Source organism: Halomonas sp. HAL1, from assembly GCF_030544485.1.
Classification (GTDB): Bacteria; Pseudomonadota; Gammaproteobacteria; order Pseudomonadales; family Halomonadaceae; genus Vreelandella; species Vreelandella arctica.
Window position 1 is genome coordinate 1,274,958 of sequence record NZ_CP130610.1, and the last position, 19,156, is coordinate 1,294,113.

The 19,156-nt window shown below is 49.4% G+C and carries 17 protein-coding genes; 15 read left to right on the forward strand and 2 right to left on the reverse strand.

Annotation, left to right across the window (positions count from 1 at the left end):
- The first annotated feature begins 1 nt into the window (after position 1).
- The 10 genes from Q3Y66_RS06085 (at position 2) to Q3Y66_RS06130 (ending at position 12,323) form a co-directional block, all read left to right on the forward strand.
- Positions 2–1,279 carry a dihydrolipoamide acetyltransferase family protein gene (locus tag Q3Y66_RS06085; protein WP_008957290.1) on the forward strand — a complete coding sequence of 426 codons (1,278 nt, stop codon included), beginning with the start codon at positions 2–4 and terminating at the stop codon, positions 1,277–1,279.
- Between the two features lie 3 nt (positions 1,280–1,282).
- Positions 1,283–2,455 (forward strand): acyl-CoA dehydrogenase family protein, encoded by a 1,173-nt coding sequence (locus tag Q3Y66_RS06090; RefSeq protein WP_008957289.1) that lies wholly within the window; start codon positions 1,283–1,285, stop codon positions 2,453–2,455.
- 62 nt (positions 2,456–2,517) lie between these two features.
- Positions 2,518–4,047, forward strand: a complete 1,530-nt coding sequence (locus tag Q3Y66_RS06095; RefSeq protein WP_008957288.1) for an AMP-binding protein — start codon at positions 2,518–2,520, stop codon at positions 4,045–4,047.
- Between the two features lie 11 nt (positions 4,048–4,058).
- On the forward strand, positions 4,059–5,402 hold the full coding sequence (locus tag Q3Y66_RS06100) for an MmgE/PrpD family protein (protein ID WP_050805294.1): 1,344 nt from the start codon (positions 4,059–4,061) through the stop codon (positions 5,400–5,402).
- A gap of 79 nt (positions 5,403–5,481) precedes the next feature.
- Positions 5,482–6,711: an ABC transporter substrate-binding protein gene (locus tag Q3Y66_RS06105; protein ID WP_008957286.1), complete on the forward strand. Its 1,230-nt coding sequence runs from the start codon at positions 5,482–5,484 to the stop codon at positions 6,709–6,711.
- Between the two features lie 70 nt (positions 6,712–6,781).
- Positions 6,782–7,666: a branched-chain amino acid ABC transporter permease gene (locus tag Q3Y66_RS06110; protein WP_008957285.1), complete on the forward strand. Its 885-nt coding sequence runs from the start codon at positions 6,782–6,784 to the stop codon at positions 7,664–7,666.
- Positions 7,663–9,465 (forward strand): ATP-binding cassette domain-containing protein, encoded by a 1,803-nt coding sequence (locus Q3Y66_RS06115; RefSeq protein WP_008957284.1) that lies wholly within the window; start codon positions 7,663–7,665, stop codon positions 9,463–9,465. Before Q3Y66_RS06110 ends, Q3Y66_RS06115 begins: the two co-directional genes overlap by 4 nt.
- Positions 9,458–10,159: an ABC transporter ATP-binding protein gene (locus Q3Y66_RS06120; protein WP_008957283.1), complete on the forward strand. Its 702-nt coding sequence runs from the start codon at positions 9,458–9,460 to the stop codon at positions 10,157–10,159. Before Q3Y66_RS06115 ends, Q3Y66_RS06120 begins: the two co-directional genes overlap by 8 nt.
- 10 nt (positions 10,160–10,169) lie before the next feature.
- Positions 10,170–11,582, forward strand: a complete 1,413-nt coding sequence (gene lpdA, locus Q3Y66_RS06125) for a dihydrolipoyl dehydrogenase (RefSeq protein ID WP_008957282.1) — start codon at positions 10,170–10,172, stop codon at positions 11,580–11,582.
- Between the two features lie 96 nt (positions 11,583–11,678).
- Complete coding sequence (locus tag Q3Y66_RS06130) at positions 11,679–12,323, forward strand: TetR/AcrR family transcriptional regulator (protein WP_008957281.1); 645 nt, start codon at positions 11,679–11,681, stop codon at positions 12,321–12,323.
- Between the two features lie 237 nt (positions 12,324–12,560).
- Here Q3Y66_RS06130 and Q3Y66_RS06135 read toward each other — a convergent pair whose 3' ends face one another.
- Both Q3Y66_RS06135 and Q3Y66_RS06140 read right to left on the reverse strand, forming a co-directional pair.
- Positions 12,561–13,412, reverse strand: a complete 852-nt coding sequence (locus Q3Y66_RS06135; protein ID WP_008957280.1) for a fumarylacetoacetate hydrolase family protein — start codon at positions 13,410–13,412, stop codon at positions 12,561–12,563.
- 77 nt (positions 13,413–13,489) lie between these two features.
- On the reverse strand, positions 13,490–14,221 hold the full coding sequence (locus Q3Y66_RS06140; protein ID WP_008957279.1) for an SDR family oxidoreductase: 732 nt from the start codon (positions 14,219–14,221) through the stop codon (positions 13,490–13,492).
- A 110-nt stretch (positions 14,222–14,331) separates the two neighbouring features.
- Here Q3Y66_RS06140 and Q3Y66_RS06145 point away from each other — a divergent pair, with 110 nt between their 5' ends.
- Genes Q3Y66_RS06145 through Q3Y66_RS06165 form a run of 5 tightly spaced genes read left to right on the forward strand, consistent with a single transcriptional unit; the run spans position 14,332 to position 19,130 of the window.
- Complete coding sequence (locus tag Q3Y66_RS06145) at positions 14,332–15,318, forward strand: TRAP transporter substrate-binding protein (RefSeq protein WP_008957278.1); 987 nt, start codon at positions 14,332–14,334, stop codon at positions 15,316–15,318.
- A 57-nt stretch (positions 15,319–15,375) separates the two neighbouring features.
- Complete coding sequence (locus Q3Y66_RS06150) at positions 15,376–15,864, forward strand: TRAP transporter small permease (protein ID WP_008957277.1); 489 nt, start codon at positions 15,376–15,378, stop codon at positions 15,862–15,864.
- 2 nt (positions 15,865–15,866) lie between these two features.
- On the forward strand, positions 15,867–17,138 hold the full coding sequence (locus Q3Y66_RS06155; RefSeq protein ID WP_008957276.1) for a TRAP transporter large permease: 1,272 nt from the start codon (positions 15,867–15,869) through the stop codon (positions 17,136–17,138).
- Positions 17,139–17,148: 10 nt separating this feature from the next.
- Positions 17,149–17,922, forward strand: a complete 774-nt coding sequence (locus Q3Y66_RS06160; protein WP_008957275.1) for an IclR family transcriptional regulator — start codon at positions 17,149–17,151, stop codon at positions 17,920–17,922.
- A 41-nt stretch (positions 17,923–17,963) separates the two neighbouring features.
- Positions 17,964–19,130: an extracellular solute-binding protein gene (locus Q3Y66_RS06165; protein WP_202945535.1), complete on the forward strand. Its 1,167-nt coding sequence runs from the start codon at positions 17,964–17,966 to the stop codon at positions 19,128–19,130.
- Positions 19,131–19,156 lie beyond the last annotated feature (26 nt).

Consider the following 19,156-nt stretch of genomic DNA (forward strand, 5'->3'; position numbering starts at 1 on the left):
TATGAGCAATGTGAATGAACTGCTTATGCCAAAGCTAGGGTTGACCATGACTGAGGGAACCCTCTCAGAATGGTCTATCTCGCCAGGTGATAGCGTGCGTCCGGGCGATCTCTTATTTGTGGTTGAAACCGATAAAGTGGCCACAGAAGTAACCGCAGAAGCAGAAGGTGAACTGCTCGAGATTTTAGTGCAAGAGGGGGAAACGGTGCCCGTTGGGACAGTAGTTGGGCATTGGACCGGGCCAGGGCAGAGCTCCAACGATAGCGAAGAGCCATTGCAAGAAAGTGAAGTTGGGCTGGAAAGTGACGATGGGCAGGTGAGCCAAGCTTCACCTTCATCCTCCAAGCCCGAATCGCTTTCTCCTGCAGGGGAGCCACCATCTAGACGCCGGATAATTGCTACACCGCTGGCGCGACGACTTGCACGTGAACACGGCCTAGACCTTGAGCAAGTTCAACCAAGTGGCGGAACTGTTCGAGTAAAAGCGAGCGATGTACGTGCTGCAGTTCATCAGCAACATTCACAACAATCTCCCGCTGAAAGTGCGGAGGTCCCAAGCTTGGCACCTCGTGAGAGCCAAACCATTAACGCCTCTGCTCATATGCAGGCGATGGCTCGTCGCATGGTGGATTCAAAGCAGCAGGTACCGCATTTTTATTTAGCGGCTGAGGCTGAAATCACTGAGCTGCTAACGCTACGGAATATGCTTAATCAACAAGAAGGTTTCGAGAAACTTAGCTTAAACCACTTAGTCGTGGCTGCGGTGGTACGAGCGCTCGAGCGCACACCTGAGCAAAACAGAAGCTTTATTAATAATGACATCGTTCAGTTTGAACATATTGATGTGGGGATGGCGGTGAGTACTGAACGTGGTCTATTCGCGCCTGTACTTAAGCATATGGAAGGCATGGCTCTAGACGACATCGCTATTAAAGCCCGAGCTTTACAAGATCGAGTTCAGACTAATTCTTTAAGTCATGACGACATGCAAGGAGGAGCAATTACCGTATCAAATGGGGGCATGTTCAACGTGAGTTATATGACTCCTATTATAAATCCTCCCCAGTCAGCCATTTTAGGAGTTGGGAGTATACGTGAACTATTCCGCCCCGATGCGCAGGGACAGCCCGCTCTGCATAAAGAAATGGGACTAGTGCTAGCTGCCGATCATCGGTTGCACGATGGGGCTGGCGCGCTGGCTTTTCTAAATCGCATCGTTGACGCCTTGCAGCAGCCCTATCAATTGCTACGCCCCCGCGTCGCTGCCCTAAGAGGTTAAAAAATGGATTTCGAACTAACTAAAGAACAACAAATGATTGTTGATACCGCTACCAAAGTTGGTCAGGACTTTGGTCTGGAGTATTGGGAAGCTCAAGATAAAGCTAAGAATTTTCCACATGAGTGCTGGCAGGCTATTTGTGATACAGGGCTTGCCGCAGTACTGCTACCAGAGGAACACGGTGGTGCGGGCCTAGGCATGCTTGAAATGGCTCTGATTGTTGAAGCTCTAGCAGAAGGCGGGGCGGGTAGTACCCTTGGGCAACTGTTTATGATCAACCCGATCTTTGGTGGAGTGCCAATTGAACAGTTTGGTACAGATGAAATGAAAGCCAATTTGCTGCCCAAACTGGCTAACGGAGAACTTAATTTTTGCATGGCTCTCACTGAGCCAGACTCTGGCTCTAATACGCTGGATATGAAGAGCTTCGCTAAGGAAGATGGCGATGGGTGGCGGTTGCGCGGTCAAAAAATATGGATAACAGGTGTGAGTAGTGCTGGCAAAATGCTGGTGGTATGTCGTACCCGTAAGCTTGAAGACGTTGAAAAACCTACCCAAGGTATCTCGATGTTCCTGATCGACACTGATCGAGAAGGGCTTAGCCACACACCTATTGATAAGTTAGGGACGCATACCTTAAGCGCCAGTTCAGTGTTTTTTGATGATGTACGTATAGAGCCCCATGAATTGATAGGAACGCTGCATAGTGGTTGGCGTGAGCTTCTACAGGTACTGAATACCGAGCGCATTGTCACTACAGCCGGTTTGATCGGTGCTGGTAAATTGGCCACTCGGTTAGCAGTAGAGTATGGGAATGAGCGCAAAGTATTTCGTAATCGCCCTGTTACTGCGTACCAGGGCATTCAGTTTCCCTTGGCAGAATCCCACGCTGAACTTGAGTGTGCACGGATCATGAATTTACGTGCTGCTTCTTTGTGCGATCTTAATCAGGCTTATGGAAGCGAAGCAAACATGGCCAAGCTGGTTGCAGCAAGAGCGGCCATGCATGCTATTGAGCGCAGCATGCAAACGATGGGAGGAATGGGTTATGCCCGGGAATATCATGTTGAGCGATTATGGCGCGACGCTAGGTTGTTTAAATTCGCCCCTGTTTCGGAAGAGATGATACTGAACTTCATTGCTACCCATAACCTAGGTATGCCGAAGTCTTACTAATCGTCTCTGAGTAGCTGCTAGCAAGTACGTTATTGAGACCAATAACAAAAAGGAGAGTGTCCGTGGTGAATTTGAGCGCTTTCATCGCGTTCCATGCGCGGCAAAGGCCGGAGCATACCGCGATTATCTATGGCGAAGAGAGGGTGAGCTATAACGCTTTCGATCAACGAATCCGGCGGCTAGCTGCCCTGCTAAAGCAACGTGGCATTGGAGAGGACGATATAGTGGCTGTGTTTATGAAAAACAGCCCAGCTTTCTTAGAAGTTGCCTTTGCTACTAGTTATTTGGGCGCAGTTTTTTTACCGGTTAACTTTCGGCTTGCAGCGAACGAACTTGCCCACATTTTGAAAGATGCTGGTGCCAAGTTGTTGTTTATAGATGAAGAGTTAACTTCCGTCTGTGAAATTGACCAGCACGTGGTAGTGGTTGATACGATGTCTCAGCATGATAGCCGTCGTCTTTCAAGCCCAGACTTGCCTTTACCGGACGCAGTGCCACGGCGTAGTGATCAGCTATTTAGGCTTATGTATACATCAGGCACTACGGCCCGACCCAAGGGCGTAATGCACAGCTACGAAAACTTCTATTGGAAGTGCATGGATCATGTTATTGCGCTGAATCTAACGGCTGAAGATAAATTGCTAACAGTAGGCCCTTTGTACCATGTAGGGGCCTTCGATTTGCCGGGGGTGGCGGTGCTTTGGCGTGGCGGAACTATATGTTTGCAGCGTGAATTCATTGCTGAGGACGCGCTGGCCAGCATAGAACAACATCAACTTTCGTGTGCCTGGACCGCGCCGGTCATGCTCAACCAAATCCTTTCTTTTGAAAGCCCTGAGCGTTTCGATTTGAGCAGCTTGCGTTGGTGCATTGGTGGTGGCGAAAAAACCCCTGAGAGCCGCATTCGTGATTTTACTCGCGTTTTTACATCGGCTCGTTATATCGATGGTTACGGACTAACCGAAAGCTGTAGCGGTGACACGTTGATGCCGCCAGGCATGGAGATAGAGAAAATCGGATCGACGGGACGTGCCCTTGCCCATGTGGAGATACGTATCTGCGATGAGCAAGGCCATCCATTACCTCCCAATACGGATGGTGAAATTTGCCTGTGTGGCCCGAAGGTTACCCGTGGCTATTGGAATGATCCTGTAAAAACGGCAGAAAGCTTTTTTGGCGAATGGTTTCGTACTGGCGATATCGGACATTTGGACGGTGATGGTTTCCTTTTTGTAACTGATCGGCGTAAAGACATGATTCTCACTGGGGCGGAAAATGTTGCCTCTTCAGAAGTTGAAAACGTGATCTATTTATTGCCTCAAGTTGCAGAAGCGGCGGTTGTCGGTCTGCCGGATGAGCAGTGGGGGGAACGGTTGGTCGCTGTTGTGGTTCTCCGCGAAGGGAAAACGCTTAGTTATTCCCAGCTTGAACAGCACTGCCGTGGTCATCTGGCGAATTTTAAGGTGCCTAAACAGTTGCTGATCAGTGAGGGCTTACCACGTAACCCATCGGGGAAGATATTGAAGCGCGAGCTGCGAGAGATGTATGCGCGACCGAGTTTCGTTTCTTCTCACCCAAAGCAGACAGGATAGAGGTAAGCAACATGAGTCTAGCGATGCGGTTGGCAGAATTTGTTTGTGAATTGAAATTGGAAACGTTACCTGAAGAGGTGGTCGAAAAAGCCCGTACCTGTGTACTTAACGGTTATGGAATAGCCTTAGGTTCGCATACAACGCCTTTTTTTCCAGTAGCTGCACAAGCTGTACTGGCGATGGATGGAGAACGCGAGCTTGGTTCAACGCTGTTGGCAAGTGGTCATAAGAGCACCGTGGCTGGGGCGGCGCTGGCCAATGCAGCTTTGTTTCATGGACGTGCTCAGGAGGATACCTGCGGAGTAGCGCATTTTGGTGCGGTGCTGCTGCCTCTACTAACCGCCATGATGGAAAACAATGAAGGCTCTGTAGAACAATTGTTGCCAGCTTTAATTGCAGGTTATGAGGTGGGCGGCTTATTGGAAACCGCCTACTCTGCCAAAACAACGGCTAAAGGTCTGCGTGCTTCTCCCCTATATGGCACGATTGCAGCGGCCGCAGCAGTAGCAAAAATGCGAGATTTGAAGGTTGAGCAAACGGCGGCAGCATTAAGCAACGCTGCCTCATTCACAGGCGGCATTCTTCAGTCGTTTGGCGATGGCACAGACGAGTGGCGTTATCAAGTAGGTATTGCCGCGCGTAATGGACTTGCGGCGGCAACACTAGCTGAGGCGGGTTCCATATCGGCACACGCCGCTTTTGAAGGACGTAGTGGTTTCGTACGTACTTACGTAGGAGAAGAGTGCGATGTGTCGGCATTGGTTGCTCAGCTTGGAAAAGAGTGGTCAATATCTAAAGTAACCTTTAAACCTTACCCGGTTTGTGCTTTGAACCAAACACCGGTAATTGCAGCGCTTGCTATGCATAAACAGTTAGACGGGGCTCAACCACAAGCGGTGCGTATCCGGATGAACCCCACCTGTGTTGGGTATGCCGGTATGGACAATATCGGTCCTTTTAGTTCACTTTCGGGTACTTTGATGAGTATCCAGTTCTGTGTGGCTACAACCCTGCTTTATGGCGAGCCTAGCGTTGAGCGTATGAGCGATTTCTCTGATTCTGCAGTCATGGCGTTGATGCCATGCATCCAGCCCATTGCCGACCCTGCCTATGATTTGTTGTCTTGCTGTATTGAGGCAGAGGTTGAGGGAAAGGATCAGGCTCTAGTGCAAGAGTGCTTAGTTGACCATACCGAATATAGCTATGACCGATCTCAGGTCTCGACATTAATTCGCCGCATTGGGGTTGAAACCGGTGTCCCAGAGCAAGCCTACGAGTATCTGGAACGCTTCGCTGAAACATTACCACAGGCGAAGCTTAATGATGTGCTTAGTGCATTTAAAACAATCCAATAATAACAACTCAACACTATCTCCTGAAGACTTCACTTACAACGCATGATGATAACGACAAACAAAAGCTAGGAGTATCTCCATGAAACGTCAACAAAAAACAGCTTCTTTTTTGGCTAAGACTACTTTAGGGCTGTGTGTAGCCGCTATTTTAGCATCCCCTGCGATAGCTGAGTCAGATACCATTAAGATAGGTATGACCTCGGCCTTGACCGGCCCTTACAACGAATTTGGGGAGGGAAATCGCCGCGCTGTTGAACTGGCTATTAAGCAGTGGAATGAAAAGGGGGGGATCAACGGTAAAGAAATTGAGCTGGATATGTTGCTTGATGACCAATTGAACCCAGATCGTGCCGTTCAGAACATCCGACGAATTTTTGATAACGAAGAAATCATTGGCATCATTGGGCCTGCAGGCAGTGGCCCCACCTTGGCTGTCATCGATATGGCTGAGGCTGATGGACGACCATATATGAACCCTATTGCACAAACGCCAATGGTGACCTATCCAAACGGTACAGGGACCACGCCGAGACCAAACGTCTTTTCCTTTGCTTTGCAAAATGATGTCGAAGCTACGGCTATGGGCCAGCATTTGTCCGATAATTTTGAACGGGTAGGCGTAGTACATGAAAGTACTGCCTATGGAGTGACTGGCCTGGATTATCTTTCCGAAGCCATGACCGCAGCAGGTGGTAACGCCCCCGTGGCCGCCGACAGTTATAACCAAGGGGCGCAAGATATGACCGCTCAAGTGGCACGTATGAACCGAGCCGACGTGGATGTGATTGCGGCCATCGGACTTGGACGCGACTTGGCGGTGTTGCGCAGAACTATGGAGCGATTAAATGTTGATGTGCCACTCATCGCCACCAACGGTGCTTTGGGGCAGCCTTTTCAGGATGGCGCTGGTGATCTCGTTGAAGGTGTCCAGGGCACAATGATTTCTGCCTTTGGCCAGAGGCCTATGCGAGAAGCTACCCAAGAGTTTGTTGACGCGTATAAAGCAGAGTATGGCGTTGACCGCTGGTGGGGAAACGACGAGGAAAATCCGCAACTTTTTATGGCGATTTCCGTTGCTAACGGGTATGACGCAGCCAATATTCTGTTTGAAGGCATTCGCCTAGCAGAATCCACTGTCCCGAACGACATCATTGCGGCTATTGAGTCTATTCAAGACTACGAAGGCGTTAACGCGGTTTATAGCTTTGCCAATGATCGCCACCATGCAATCGAGGCTGATGGGGTTGAGGTGTTTGAGTACGTGCAGGAAGGCGACAGTTATCCCTTAGTTCCGGTAAGTAACCTATAACGTTACTTCTTGTCTCCTGGCGAGCCCTTGATGGGCTCGCTGAATTTACCTCGTAAGCGAGCACCTAATTATGGACTTCTTCCTGCAAATGGTACTGTCCGGGCTTAGTGTTGGGGCAGTATATTCGCTGATAGCATTGGGACTGAATTTAACATTCTGGACAACAAGGGTGCTGAACTTTGGACAGGGTTCAGTGCTTATGATTGCGGCGATGCTTACTGCTGTAATGATCGGTGCTGGCCTGCCGATGCTATTAGCTCTTCTTATTGCAATGGCGGTAGCTGGTACGGTGTTGATCATTACTGAAATTGTCGCTATTCGTCCGCTCCTTAAAGTAAAAGGCAGCATGGGATGGGTGGTTTCGACGCTTGGTGTGGGTATTTTTCTACAAGGGGTAGCGAGTGTCGCCTTCGGTACCCAAGCAGTAGCTTTCCCTGATGTCCTGTTCAGCAGTTCAGCCTCAGTCGAAATATTCGGCGCCTGGGTGTCCCTTCAATATATAGCTGTATTTGTCATCAGCATAATGATAGTTGGTTTGATGGAGCTTTTTCTACGCTTTTCAACGTGGGGTTATGGCGTACGTGCCGTTGCTCACGACCCTGACCTTGCCTCCCTAATGGGTATTCCGGTGCGAAAAGTTGTTCTTTACTCATTCTTTTTCAGCGGATTGTTGGCTGGTATAGCCGGAATTTTGGTTAGTCAAATCTCCGGCACGGTAGACCCAGGTTTTGGCTTACAACTTCTCATTCTCGCCTTTATTACAGCGGTAGTAGGTGGAATGGGTAGTGCTTCTGGCGCACTGATCGCGGGGCTAATGTTGGGTGTGCTTGAGAAGCTTATTGCTGGATATTACTCCCCTGCAGCAGCGCATATGGTTGCTTTTGTGCTGTTGGTGGCTGTTCTGGCAGTTCGGCCTCAAGGTCTATTGGGCAAGAAGGAAATGGTGAAAGTATGAACCCCCTACACATTATTGGTCGGGTGATTAGTAACCCCTGGTTTGTCGGGGGGCTTTGCACCGTCGCGGCAGTGGCCGCAGGATTTGTTGATCAGGGCACAGTACAGATGTGGTGCTTTTTAATTATCAATATCATGCTTGCACAAAGCATCAATCTATTAACCGGCATAGCGGGGCAAATATCCCTTGGACATGCAGGGTTTCTTGCCATTGGTTCTTATGTAGCGGCTATCCTGCTCAAGGATTATGGCGTTCCCTTTCCATTGGCTATTGTCTTTACTGTAATTGTGTCTGGCATGGTGGGTTATCTACTTGCCATTCCCTCTGGTCGGGTACGGGAGTTTTATCTAGCGATGATGTCGCTGGCGTTTGGTTTGATTGTCTATGAACTGCTCCGAGATTGGCGCGGAATAACGGGAGGTGTCATGGGTACACGTGGCATACCTTCGCCTAATCTCAATACTTTAGAGTTGTTCGGCTGGCAAGTTACCATGGAGTGGTATTTCCGGATTATGCTGTTAAGTTTGCTGGCATTAATGTTCATGCTGCGTAACTTTGTGAAGAGCTATTATGGGCGTGCATTCTATGCCATTCACGTTAGCGAACTTGCTGCCAGTAGCCTCGGTATTTCTCAAGGTGGTACAAAACGCTTTGCCTATATGCTGAGTGGAGCGATTGCCGGCATTGCTGCTGGGTTTTACGCTTATATGGTAGGCTATTTAACCCCAGAAAGTTTTACCCTAATGCGTTCGGTAGAAATACTAGTGATGGCCATCGTAGGTGGACTCGGCTCGCTTATAGGGCCAATCTTGGGTGCAACTTTGTTCACCTATTTGCCACAGCAGTTGCAAGCATTTAATGATTATCAATTTATCGTTTACGGCCTGATCTTAGTCTTTTCCTTTATATTATTGCCGCGTGGTATTGCGGGCTTGTTAGGTACCCATACCCGCTACAGCAAGCATGATCAACTTTCTGCAAACATCTCACAAGCAGAGACGCTCATGAGCAGGAGAAGTGTTGATGGTGGGGCGCTGGTGGAGGTGCAGAGTGTCGTCATGGAATTCTCAGGCTTAAGGGCTTTAAATGATGTAAGTCTACAGGTATTTCCAGGCACTATTACTGGTCTAGTGGGGCCTAATGGCTCTGGTAAAAGTACCTTGGTCAACGTGATCAGTGGGATATATAAGCCCAGTGCAGGTACGGTACGTTTTAAAGGCCAGACAGTCAGCGGATGGCCAACCCACAAAGTAGCTAGCCTGGGGGTTACGCGCACATTTCAAGATCCTCGTAATGTGCCGAGTTTAACTGTGCGTGAGAACATTCTTATGGGGGCGCATAGATTATACAAACATGGTGCTTTTGCTGCCTCTATCAATAGCCGTGCCGCTGCAAGGGAAGAGACTAAATTCTTGGGCCGAGTACAAGCGCTTATGCAAGAAGCTGATCTATTGCAGCATGCTGACGATGCAGTAGGCAGTTTGCCATATGGCATACAGCGGTTGGTAGAAGTGGCCCGAGCACTTGCCAGTGACCCAGAGCTACTTATGTTAGATGAACCTGCCGCTGGTCTCTCTGAGCAAGAGTCAGAGCGGCTGATTGCAATGATACGTTTAGCTAAAGCTCATGGCGTAGGAATCATATTGATCGACCATCATATGGACTTTTTGGAACAACTGGTAGATGAAGTAATTACTTTCGACGCTGGTCAGGAGATTTATCGAGGTGATATGGCCGGTATGCGGGCTGATCTTGCTGTCGTAGAAGCATACTTGGGTAAGGAGGAAAACCATGCTTGAGCTGCAAAATCTGTCTGTAAGCTATGGTGCTATTGATGCGGTGAAATCAGTTAGTTTAACTGCGCAGCGTGGCGTCATTACTGCATTAATCGGTGCGAATGGCGCGGGAAAATCCTCATTGCTTAAATCCATTTCTGGCTTGGTAGCCCCCGAACAGGGGAAAGTTATGCTAGACGGTAATGATTTAGCAAAAATCGGACCTCATGAACGGGCGCGTCTAGGGATCGCTCATGCGCTAGAGGGTCGGCGAATCTTTCATCAACATACAGTGGAAGAAAATCTTATTACTGCATGGCACTTCCGTAAACCTAAGGGAAACTTTAAAGCTGCTCAAGAGCAAGTCTATTCAAATTTTCCAATCCTTCATGAGCGGCGTCGCGCTAAAGCTGGCACGTTGAGTGGTGGCCAACAACAGATGCTAATTTTATCTATGGCGACGCTTCACAAGCCTACGCTAGTGTTGCTGGATGAGCCTTCCCTAGGGTTGGCTCCCATCGTAATCACCCAGATTTATGATTTTATTCGCCGCTATGCTGCGGAGGGTGAACGAGTGGTTTTGATTAGCGAACAGATGGCTACCCTTGCTCTCAAAGTGGCAGATTATGGACATGTTCTTAGACAAGGGGTGCTGATGCAGTCGGGTACAGCCGAGCAGCTTAAAGGCGCTGGGTTAACTAACGCTTATTTAGGCTAAAGAGGAAACCATGGAAAAAACTGTACATGCCGGGCTATTGGTGCTTGGTGGCGGCCCTGGAGGATACACGGCGGCCTTCCGGGCTGCCGATTTGGGTTTAAACGTTGTGCTAGTGGAGCGCGACCCCTACTTGGGTGGGGTATGTTTGAATGTAGGGTGTATTCCTTCAAAAACGCTGCTGCATGCTGCCCTTGTTTTGAAGCAAGCGCGAGAGATTTCAGATCATGGGATTAGTTTCAGTGAACCGAGGATAGAGCTTACCAAATTGCGTAGTTGGAAAGACTCAGTGGTAGATAAACTTACACATGGCTTAGCTGGCCTCGCGCGGCAAAGGAATGTGAAAGTACTCCAAGGAGAAGGGCAGTTCGCCGGTTCACATGAGCTGAGGTTAACAGGGCCAGAGGGGAATCAACGAATATTATTCGAGCAGGCTATCATTGCAGCGGGGTCACATCCCGTACGGCTGTCTATGCTGCCATCCGACCCGCGAATTATGGATTCGACATCAGCTTTAGATTTGGAAGATATACCCAAGCGTTTATTAGTTCTGGGTGGCGGAATCATCGGACTTGAAATGGCTGAGATTTACTCTTCGCTTGGTAGTCAAGTCACTATTGTTGAGCGTACTGATGGCCTAATACCTGGTTGTGACCGTGATTTAGTAAAACCACTGAAGTCGGAGGTTTGCAAACGTTACGAGGCGGTGCTAACTAAAACAGAAGTAACCGCCGTTGTGGCCGAAGCTCAAGGCTTGCGAGTAACCTTCAGTAATAGTCAAGAACCCGCTTACTACGATAAGTTACTCTGTGCCGTAGGACGGGCACCAAACGGTAACGCTTTGAATGCCGAAAAAGCTGGTTTTTTAGTTGATGCTGAAGGCTTTATTGAGGTAGATGAATTTCAGCGTACAACGGTGAAGCATATATATGCCATTGGGGATGTAGTTGGTAACCCAATGCTTGCTCACAAGGCGACATATGAAGGTAAGGTGGCTGCAGAAGTAGCTGCTGGATACCGAGTGGCTAACGATGCGAAGGTGATCCCATCAGTTGCTTATACCCACCCCGAAGTTGCCTGGGTAGGACTAACCGAAACGCAAGCCCGTATAACTGGTAAACAATATATAAAAGCTAGCTTCCCTTGGTTAGCCAGTGGACGGGCACGAACATTTGGTGCGGAGCAGGGTTTGAGCAAGCTATTGGTAGATCCAGATACGGGCGTAATTATTGGTGCCGGAATTGTGGGAGCTCATGCCGGTGAGTTGATTGCCGAAGCTGCACTAGCTATCGAGTTAGGTTTAGAGCCCTCAGAAATAGCCTTAACCATTCATCCTCATCCAACGTTGTCGGAAACTGTAGCATTTGCGGCAGAAGCCTATGACGGCACTCTCACGGAGCTGTATTTAGATAAGCTTAGCAATTAACATTGGCCTGATAAATTACCTGTACTGTCCATTTGAGTGTTTGAATGGTCAGTATAAATTGCCCGTGACGGGCACACCGCTATAGGAATTTGGCTTGTGACGACTTGGAATAATTCCGTTCTCGATAAGAACGAACTGCGTTTAGCTAAGCGAGAAGCCTTATTGCGTGAAGCAGTAACCGCATTTAATCAAAGAGGCTTTCATGCCACTTCGATGGAGGATATTGGTAAGAGCTTAGGCGTTACCAAGGCAGCTCTATACTATTACTTTCCCAATAAGCAGGCGCTGCTTGCCGCCGCGTTTGACCATGTATTAGAAGTGGCTTTTGAAAGCCTGGAGTCTGCAATAAAAGCAGGTGGTACAGGTTACGATAAACTTAAGGCCACTATTCGAGGCTATTTGAGCGAAACACTTAGCGAGCTTAATCGTTGCGTTGTTCTCACCGAAGAGCATGCACTTATACCCAAGCAGCGTGAGGTTATCTTCGAAAAACGGGACCGTTTTGAAGCAGGCTTGCGAGAACTTGTTCGTGAAGGTATTGCTGATGGAAGTATTGTTCCTTGCGATCCGAAGCTAGCCATCTTTACTATCTTTGGTGCGGTTAACTGGGTGCCGAAGTGGTTTTCTACCGAGGGAACATGGAGCAGTAATCAATTAGCTGAAGCAATGACTGAGCTTGTTTGCCGTTCTATCGCAGCCCAGCCGGTCCCAATCCTTATAGAAGATGTTTCAACTGGCTAATTCCAATAAAGATAGCATGCCCTGGAGTTAGATGGTTGAATCGCCCCGGATATTCTAGACACCCGTTAGGCTCTTAAGGTAACGCCTTTCATACTCAATCGGTGACAAGTTATCACTTGTGCCGTGTCGGCGCTTTGGGTTGTAAAGAACCGGTGACTTGGACAGCCAACAATGGTTTTATTACGTACTGTTAGCGTAGCAGGCCCTAAGCGACCGGCCTGCTACTAGCCAGCTTTTCTATGCGCCGTAGCTGCGTACATTTTGCCTCTGTTCTCCGAGACCTTCGATCCCCAGGCGCATAACGTTTCCAGATTTGAGCCAAACTGGGTCGGGTTTGACGCCCATCCCAACACCAGGCGGGGTGCCGGTGGAGATGATATCGCCGGGCTGCAGGCTCATGAACTGGCTAACATAGGAAACTACATTAGCGACACTGAAAATCATCGTTTCAGTCGAACCGTCCTGATAACGCTTACCATCAACCTCGAGCCACATGCCAAGCGCTTGTGGATTGGCCACTTCATCCTTAGTCACCAACCAAGGACCTATAGGACCAAATGTATCACTGCCCTTACCCTTGTCCCAGGTACCGCCGCGCTCAATCTGGAAGTGACGCTCAGAGATGTCATTGACAACACAATAGCCAGCCACATATTCCATGGCATCAGCTTCATCGACATAACGGGCTTCCTGACCAATGACAACACCAAGCTCAACCTCCCAATCGGGCTTGATGGCATTCTTAGGAATAACCACATCATCGTTCGGACCAATAATAGCGCTGGTAGCCTTCATGAAGATGATCGGCTCGTCCGGAATAAGTGCGCCAGTTTCTGCAGCATGATCAGAGTAGTTGAGGCCGATGCAAATAAATTTTCCGACGCTGGATACGCAAGGACCAACGCGCTCCTCGTGGTCTAGCTCGGGGAGGCTGGCAATGTCAGCATTACGGAGCCTATCAAGCCCGGCACAAGAAAGTGTATCACCACCAATGTCACTGACGATGCTTGAGAGATCGCGAAGGGAGCCATCAGCGGCAAGAATAGCTGGCTTCTCGGCGCCTTTTGCACCGACACGGAGTAATTTCATACTAGATATTCCTTCTTTAGTGAGTATTACACTCATTTCAGGTTCAGATGAGCCTGGGTTTTACCGAGGCAGGATGCTTAAGCCGTCCAACCCCCGTCGATAATATGGATTTGGCCGGTCGTATAGGTGGCGCCAGCAAGGTATACCACTAGATCCGCAATTTCTTCTGGCTGTGCAATTCGGCCTATAGGCTGGCGAGCGGCAAACGCTTGACGGGCTGCTTCAACGTCACCGGTAGCGGCCCATCGCTCATGCAGACTTGGAGAATCCACAGTGCCGGGGCAGATGGCATTTACCCGGACATTGCTGCTGGTGAAGTCGGAAGCGATAGATTTAGTTAATCCAATAACGGCGGCTTTAGAAATTGAATAAGCAGCTCGATTAGGCACGCCTTTGACAGAGCTGGCAACGGTCGCCATGTTTATAATAGCGCCATCCTTGCGCTCCAGCATTTGGGGCATTATTGCTTTGATAGTACGAATCTGGGCCTTAACGTTTAGCTCAAGGGCAAAATCAATATCCTGATCACTCATCTCCAATACTGTGCCGGCATGCACAACACCGGCACAGTTAAAAAGTATATCGATATGACCGATGTCAGCGACCACTCGTTTGACGGAATCATCAGATAACACGTCGAGAACGCGAGTCGTAACATTCGCCACTCCCTCCAGCTCAGAAAGCTTGGCCGCATTAATGTCGGTAGCAACCACTAGGGCTCCAGCACTGGCAAAAGCCTCTACCGAAGCACGACCTATGCCTTGCGCAGCTGCAGTTATAAAGACGATTTTCCCTTCTAGGTAAGCCATTTTGTTCTCCCTTGTCATTGCTTGACCACCAGAATTTAGCCATATATGATAAACAGGAATCATATATAAAAAAACAACAATAGCATTAATGTAAACCGGAGAAGAACACAATGAGAAAAACAATTTTGACGACTTCAGCAATCACCATGATTGCTGCCAGCTTTACTCTTTCTGCTAATGCGCAATCGGTTGTTCGGTTCGCACACATGAACTCACCGGAGCATTTCGTACACATCGCTGCTGAAGAAATGGCAGAAACCGTAGATATGCGTACCAATGGCGAGGTAAAGATTGAGCTCTTCCCGAGCGGACAGTTAGGTGAAAACGGTTCAGTAACCGAGCAGATGTCATTTGGGGCCGACTTGATGGGTCAAGTGGGCATAGGCATGCTGGCCGATTACGCACCAGATTATTCGATCGTACTCTACCCCTTCCTGTATCCGGACTTCGAAAGTGCCAAGCGCTTATTGGCCAGCGATCTCATCAAAAATCTTGAAGCGACGGTTGCTGAAAATAATATAAAGGTTATGTGCTACGCCCATTTTGGCGTTCGCGATCTTTATACGCGTAACGTCGAAGTACACTCCCCCAGCGACTCCGAAGGCCTTAGTATTCGTGTTCAGCCGGTGACAATTTATACCGAGTTGGTTCGATTGGTATTCGGTGGCGCAGCTACCCCAATGCCCTGGCCAGATGTCTATAGCGCTCTTGCTCAAGGCGTGATTGACGCAGCCGAAGCACCGCCTTCAGCCATGATTGACCAAAAACACTACGAGAACACTCAGTTCTTCATTCAGACCAACCACATGACTGATATTGTCCCAGTGACGGTCAGCGCTTCTTGGTACAATAATCTATCTGAAGCCAATCAGGCGATTTTCCAAGAAGAATCTAGTGCTGCGTGTGACAGGATGTCGGAAGCGTCCATTGCCAGCTATGAAGCAGGTATTGAGAAGCTAGCTGCCGAGGGAATGACCATAATTTCCGATATAGATCGTGCAGCGTTTGCTGAGCGCGCTGCAGGCATTGCTGAAGCCTTCCCTGAATGGAGTCCAGGTCTCTACGATCAAGCTAAATCCATCGTCGAAGGCCAATAACATTGAGTAATGGCCCGGCGCTAGTCCGGGCCAAGACACAAATAGAGGAGAGGGAACTTGCCCACATTCTCCAAATTGTTTGATAGTGTGCTGCAGGGACTGGACAGATTGCTCATTCTGCTGTGTGTAGCAGCTCTTGTAGTGCTGGTCAGCGTGATTTTCTTCGCAGTAGTTATGCGGTATGCATTCAATGCGCCGCTAATATTCTCTTTCGATCTATCCACATTATTGTTTGCCTGGGTCATCTTCGTGGGCCTGATTATTGCCGATCATGACGACTCTCACATGGGGCTTGATCTCATCCCCATGCTTGCAAACGTGCAACTACAAAACACGCTTATCACATTGCGCTATTTGCTGGTGCTAGCACTTAGCATTTACCTAGCCTGGATTGGCTACCAATTATTCCAACGTACTGGCGCACAGATTTCATCGCTGCGCATCTCGGCGCGTTGGCTTTATGCAGCGATGTCCATCGGCTTTGCGCTACTTGCCCTATCCTATATCGGCCGCATTCTGCGCCATCTAGCCGGCTGGAGGCGCTAACATTGCTTACACTTATTGCCATTCTTTTCGTCCTATTATTACTACTCGGCATGCCCGTTGGCCTTATCCTACTCAGCCTATCGGTTTCCTATGTACTGATTGAGCCAGCCGTGATGGATGTGGTGCTAGCCCAGCGCATCGTTCAGGGCACTCAGAGCTTTCCACTCTTAGCCGTACCGTTGTTTATCCTTGTTGGCGAATTGATGAACATTTCAGGCATTAGTCGCCGAGTAATGGACTTTGCTTCAGCTCTTACTAGACGTATTTGGGGCGGGGTAGCGCAGACAAATATACTTCTATCCACCCTTTTAGCAGGCATGTCCGGTTCGGCGAATGGCGATGCCGCAATGCAGGCCAAAATACTCGTCCCCGAAATGACCAAGAGAGGTTACCCGCTCGGTTTTTCCAGTGCCATAACGGCTATGTCATCACTGATTGCACCGATGATTCCACCGGGTATCGGACTGATTTTATTTGGATTCGTGACAAATACCTCAATTGGATCTCTTTTTGCTGGCGCCATTCTGCCTGGCTTATTCCTGGCGTTAGTGATGATGGCGCAGGCGTATTTCATCGCTAGAAAAAACAAGTGGGATCCCCCCTCCCGTCCAAAAGCTGAGGGCCCTGCCCTCCTGAACAGTTTTTACGGCGCGCTGCCCGCAATAATGCTGCCGGTGATGATTATTGTAAGTATACGGGGTGGCATCTTCACACCTGCGGAAGCTGCTGGAATCGCAGTCATCTATACCGTGTTGTGCATGATGTTTTACCGCGAGGCTAGCTGGACTCAGGTCTGGCAGGCCCTTCGGTCGACCATCGCAACCACCGCAGCGATAATGCTAGTTCTTGCCGCCTCAGCGGCCTTTAGCTGGGTGCTGACCTTCGAACGCGTCCCGCAAACAGTCGCAGAAGGGCTGCTTACCCTCACCGACAGCCCGACGCTGCTTTTAATGTTAATCGCAGGCGTTTTGTTGATCGCAGGTGCCTTTATCGAAGGCACGGCGCTCATCCTCATTCTTGGCCCTATTTTCTTACCGGTGACGAACGCGCTGGGCATCGACCCAGTACAATATGGCGTCGTGTTTGTCTTAATGGCCCACCTGGGGGGCGTGACACCTCCCGTCGGCACGATTATGTTCACAACGTGCACTATTACCAAAACCCCACTTACAGAATTCATACGGGCAGTGTGGCCGATGATCGTGATCTACCTCATCTTCGCGCTTTTGCTGATCGGTGCGCCCGTACTCAGCACTGGGCTAGCGCATTCATAGAGGAAGAGCAATGAACAAACTTAATGATGAGGTCACCGAAAGCGCCCAGCCTAGCTACTCTGCGCCAGCAGTAGACAAGGCTTTCGAGATTATTGATCTCGTGGCTGGAGAAATGGCAGGCCTAACGGTAACAGACATGGCAGCCCGCCTCGGACGTTCGACCAGCCAAATTTATCGCATTGTGGTGGCACTTCATCGTTTAGATGTCCTGCATCGTGAAGAAGAGACAGATCGCTACTCTCTCTCTCTTAAACTTTACGAGGTTGCGACTCGTCGTCCCCCTTTGCAACGCATGATTCACCATGCAACGCCCATCCTCCAGCGGCTAGCAAGCGAGACAGATCAATCCTGCCACCTGGCGGCTATTACAGGCACATCGCTGGTTATACTTGCGCAGGCAGACAGTCCCATGCCCATGCATTATACCGTCAAGCTCGGTTCAAGCTTTCCAGCCATGGAGACTAGCTCAGGCGTAACGATTGCCGCATTTTCGTCTCAATCGCGACAGGCAGCACTGCTGGATGAATTCGCTGCACCTGAGCGACAGGAGTTCAACGAGCGTTTTCACCAGACGAGAAAAGACGGCTTCGAACGGCGAGAGAGTGATGTGACGGCAGGCGTGATTAACTTAACCAAGCCAATCCTTGATGCGGCACAGCAACCACTAGCGGCCATAACGGTACCTTTCCTGCCGCAAAAACGCATGCGCCTTACGATCGATGAAGTTCTTGAGAAAGTTATCGTTGCCGCAGACGAGCTTACCTCCATCATGCAAAAAATATAAATAATTGAAAATATAAGCTTAATTGCTCATCGGAGATAAAATTGACGACACTGAAAGGTATGACATGGCGCCACCCTCGCGGCGTTGACCCAATGATTGCTACATCTGAGGCATGGCGACGAAAAACTGGCATCGAGATTAACTGGGAACAGCGTAGTCTCCAAGATTTCGAAAGCTACCCAATTGAAGAGCTCGCACGCAATTATGACCTGATCGTCATCGATCATCCGCATGTTGGCCAAATCGCAGACGAAAATTGTATTTTACCGCTTGATCAACCAGAGCGTATGGCGGATATAGCAGACCTTGCGGCTAACTCTGTAGGGCTATCGTTTCCAAGCTATCACTGGCGCGCTCGCCAGTGGGCTCTGCCTATTGACGCCGCAGCGCAAGTGCAGGCCTATCAGGCGAATGCTTTGCAAGGACCCGTCAGTCACTGGAAAGAAGTACTGGAGATGGCGCGGAAGGGTAAGGTTTTAATTCCAATGCGCGCCCCGCATAACCTCATGTGCTTTTATACGCTTGCCGCCAACCTGGGAACACCATGTGCTTCTGAGCCAGGAGGCCAGATTATCGAGCCCGAGGCTGGGGAACGTGTGATAGATGAACTCGCAAAGCTCACAGCACATATCCGCCCAGAGTGCTGGAACATGGATCCGATTGCCGCTCTTGAGTACCTAGCCACGGGAGAGGGCCCCGAAGTTCTCATACCCTTCACCTACGGTTATTTAAGCTACGCCGTTGAGGGCCTAAAGCCTCATCGCATCGTTTTTTCCGACATTCCGACTCTAGGACACCAAGGGCCGGTGGGCTCAGCGCTAGGGGGTACGGGCATTGCAGTGTCTGCATTCTCAGCCCATGCAAACGACGCTATCGACTATGCTTTCTGGGTGGCAGGCGAAGAAGTACAGAAAACGATTTTCGCCCAATCAGGCGGACAGCCTGGACATGCCGTAGCCTGGAAAGATGAGGCGGTTAACATGCCAGTACATAATTTTTATCGTAATACCTCAGCGACTCTTGAGGGTGCTTGGGTGCGACCACGTCACAACGGCTATATGAGTTTTCAAGCCGAAGGTTCAAGCATTCTGACATCAGGACTGCAAGGCGGTTATTCCGCGAATAGAATTATAAAAGAACTTAATGCGGCTTATGCCCAAAACAGTTCAGTTAATCACCATACGAACAATTTTCGCCAGAATCATTGAGACAAGCCCCCCTTTAGGCACAGTTA

What these genes read in the sequence shown, in the direction of transcription:
- Q3Y66_RS06085 (WP_008957290.1), top strand. Translation starts at nt 2, where the DNA reads ATGAGCAATGTGAATGAACTGCTTATGCCAAAGCTAGGGTTGACCATG.
- Q3Y66_RS06090 (WP_008957289.1), top strand. Translation starts at nt 1,283, where the DNA reads ATGGATTTCGAACTAACTAAAGAACAACAAATGATTGTTGATACCGCT.
- Q3Y66_RS06100 (WP_050805294.1), top strand. Translation starts at nt 4,059, where the DNA reads ATGAGTCTAGCGATGCGGTTGGCAGAATTTGTTTGTGAATTGAAATTG.
- Q3Y66_RS06105 (WP_008957286.1), top strand. Translation starts at nt 5,482, where the DNA reads ATGAAACGTCAACAAAAAACAGCTTCTTTTTTGGCTAAGACTACTTTA.
- Q3Y66_RS06110 (WP_008957285.1), top strand. Translation starts at nt 6,782, where the DNA reads ATGGACTTCTTCCTGCAAATGGTACTGTCCGGGCTTAGTGTTGGGGCA.
- Q3Y66_RS06115 (WP_008957284.1), top strand. Translation starts at nt 7,663, where the DNA reads ATGAACCCCCTACACATTATTGGTCGGGTGATTAGTAACCCCTGGTTT.
- Q3Y66_RS06120 (WP_008957283.1), top strand. Translation starts at nt 9,458, where the DNA reads ATGCTTGAGCTGCAAAATCTGTCTGTAAGCTATGGTGCTATTGATGCG.
- lpdA (WP_008957282.1), top strand. Translation starts at nt 10,170, where the DNA reads ATGGAAAAAACTGTACATGCCGGGCTATTGGTGCTTGGTGGCGGCCCT.
- Q3Y66_RS06135 (WP_008957280.1), bottom strand. Translation starts at nt 13,412, where the DNA reads ATGAAATTACTCCGTGTCGGTGCAAAAGGCGCCGAGAAGCCAGCTATT.
- Q3Y66_RS06140 (WP_008957279.1), bottom strand. Translation starts at nt 14,221, where the DNA reads ATGGCTTACCTAGAAGGGAAAATCGTCTTTATAACTGCAGCTGCGCAA.
- Q3Y66_RS06145 (WP_008957278.1), top strand. Translation starts at nt 14,332, where the DNA reads ATGAGAAAAACAATTTTGACGACTTCAGCAATCACCATGATTGCTGCC.
- Q3Y66_RS06160 (WP_008957275.1), top strand. Translation starts at nt 17,149, where the DNA reads ATGAACAAACTTAATGATGAGGTCACCGAAAGCGCCCAGCCTAGCTAC.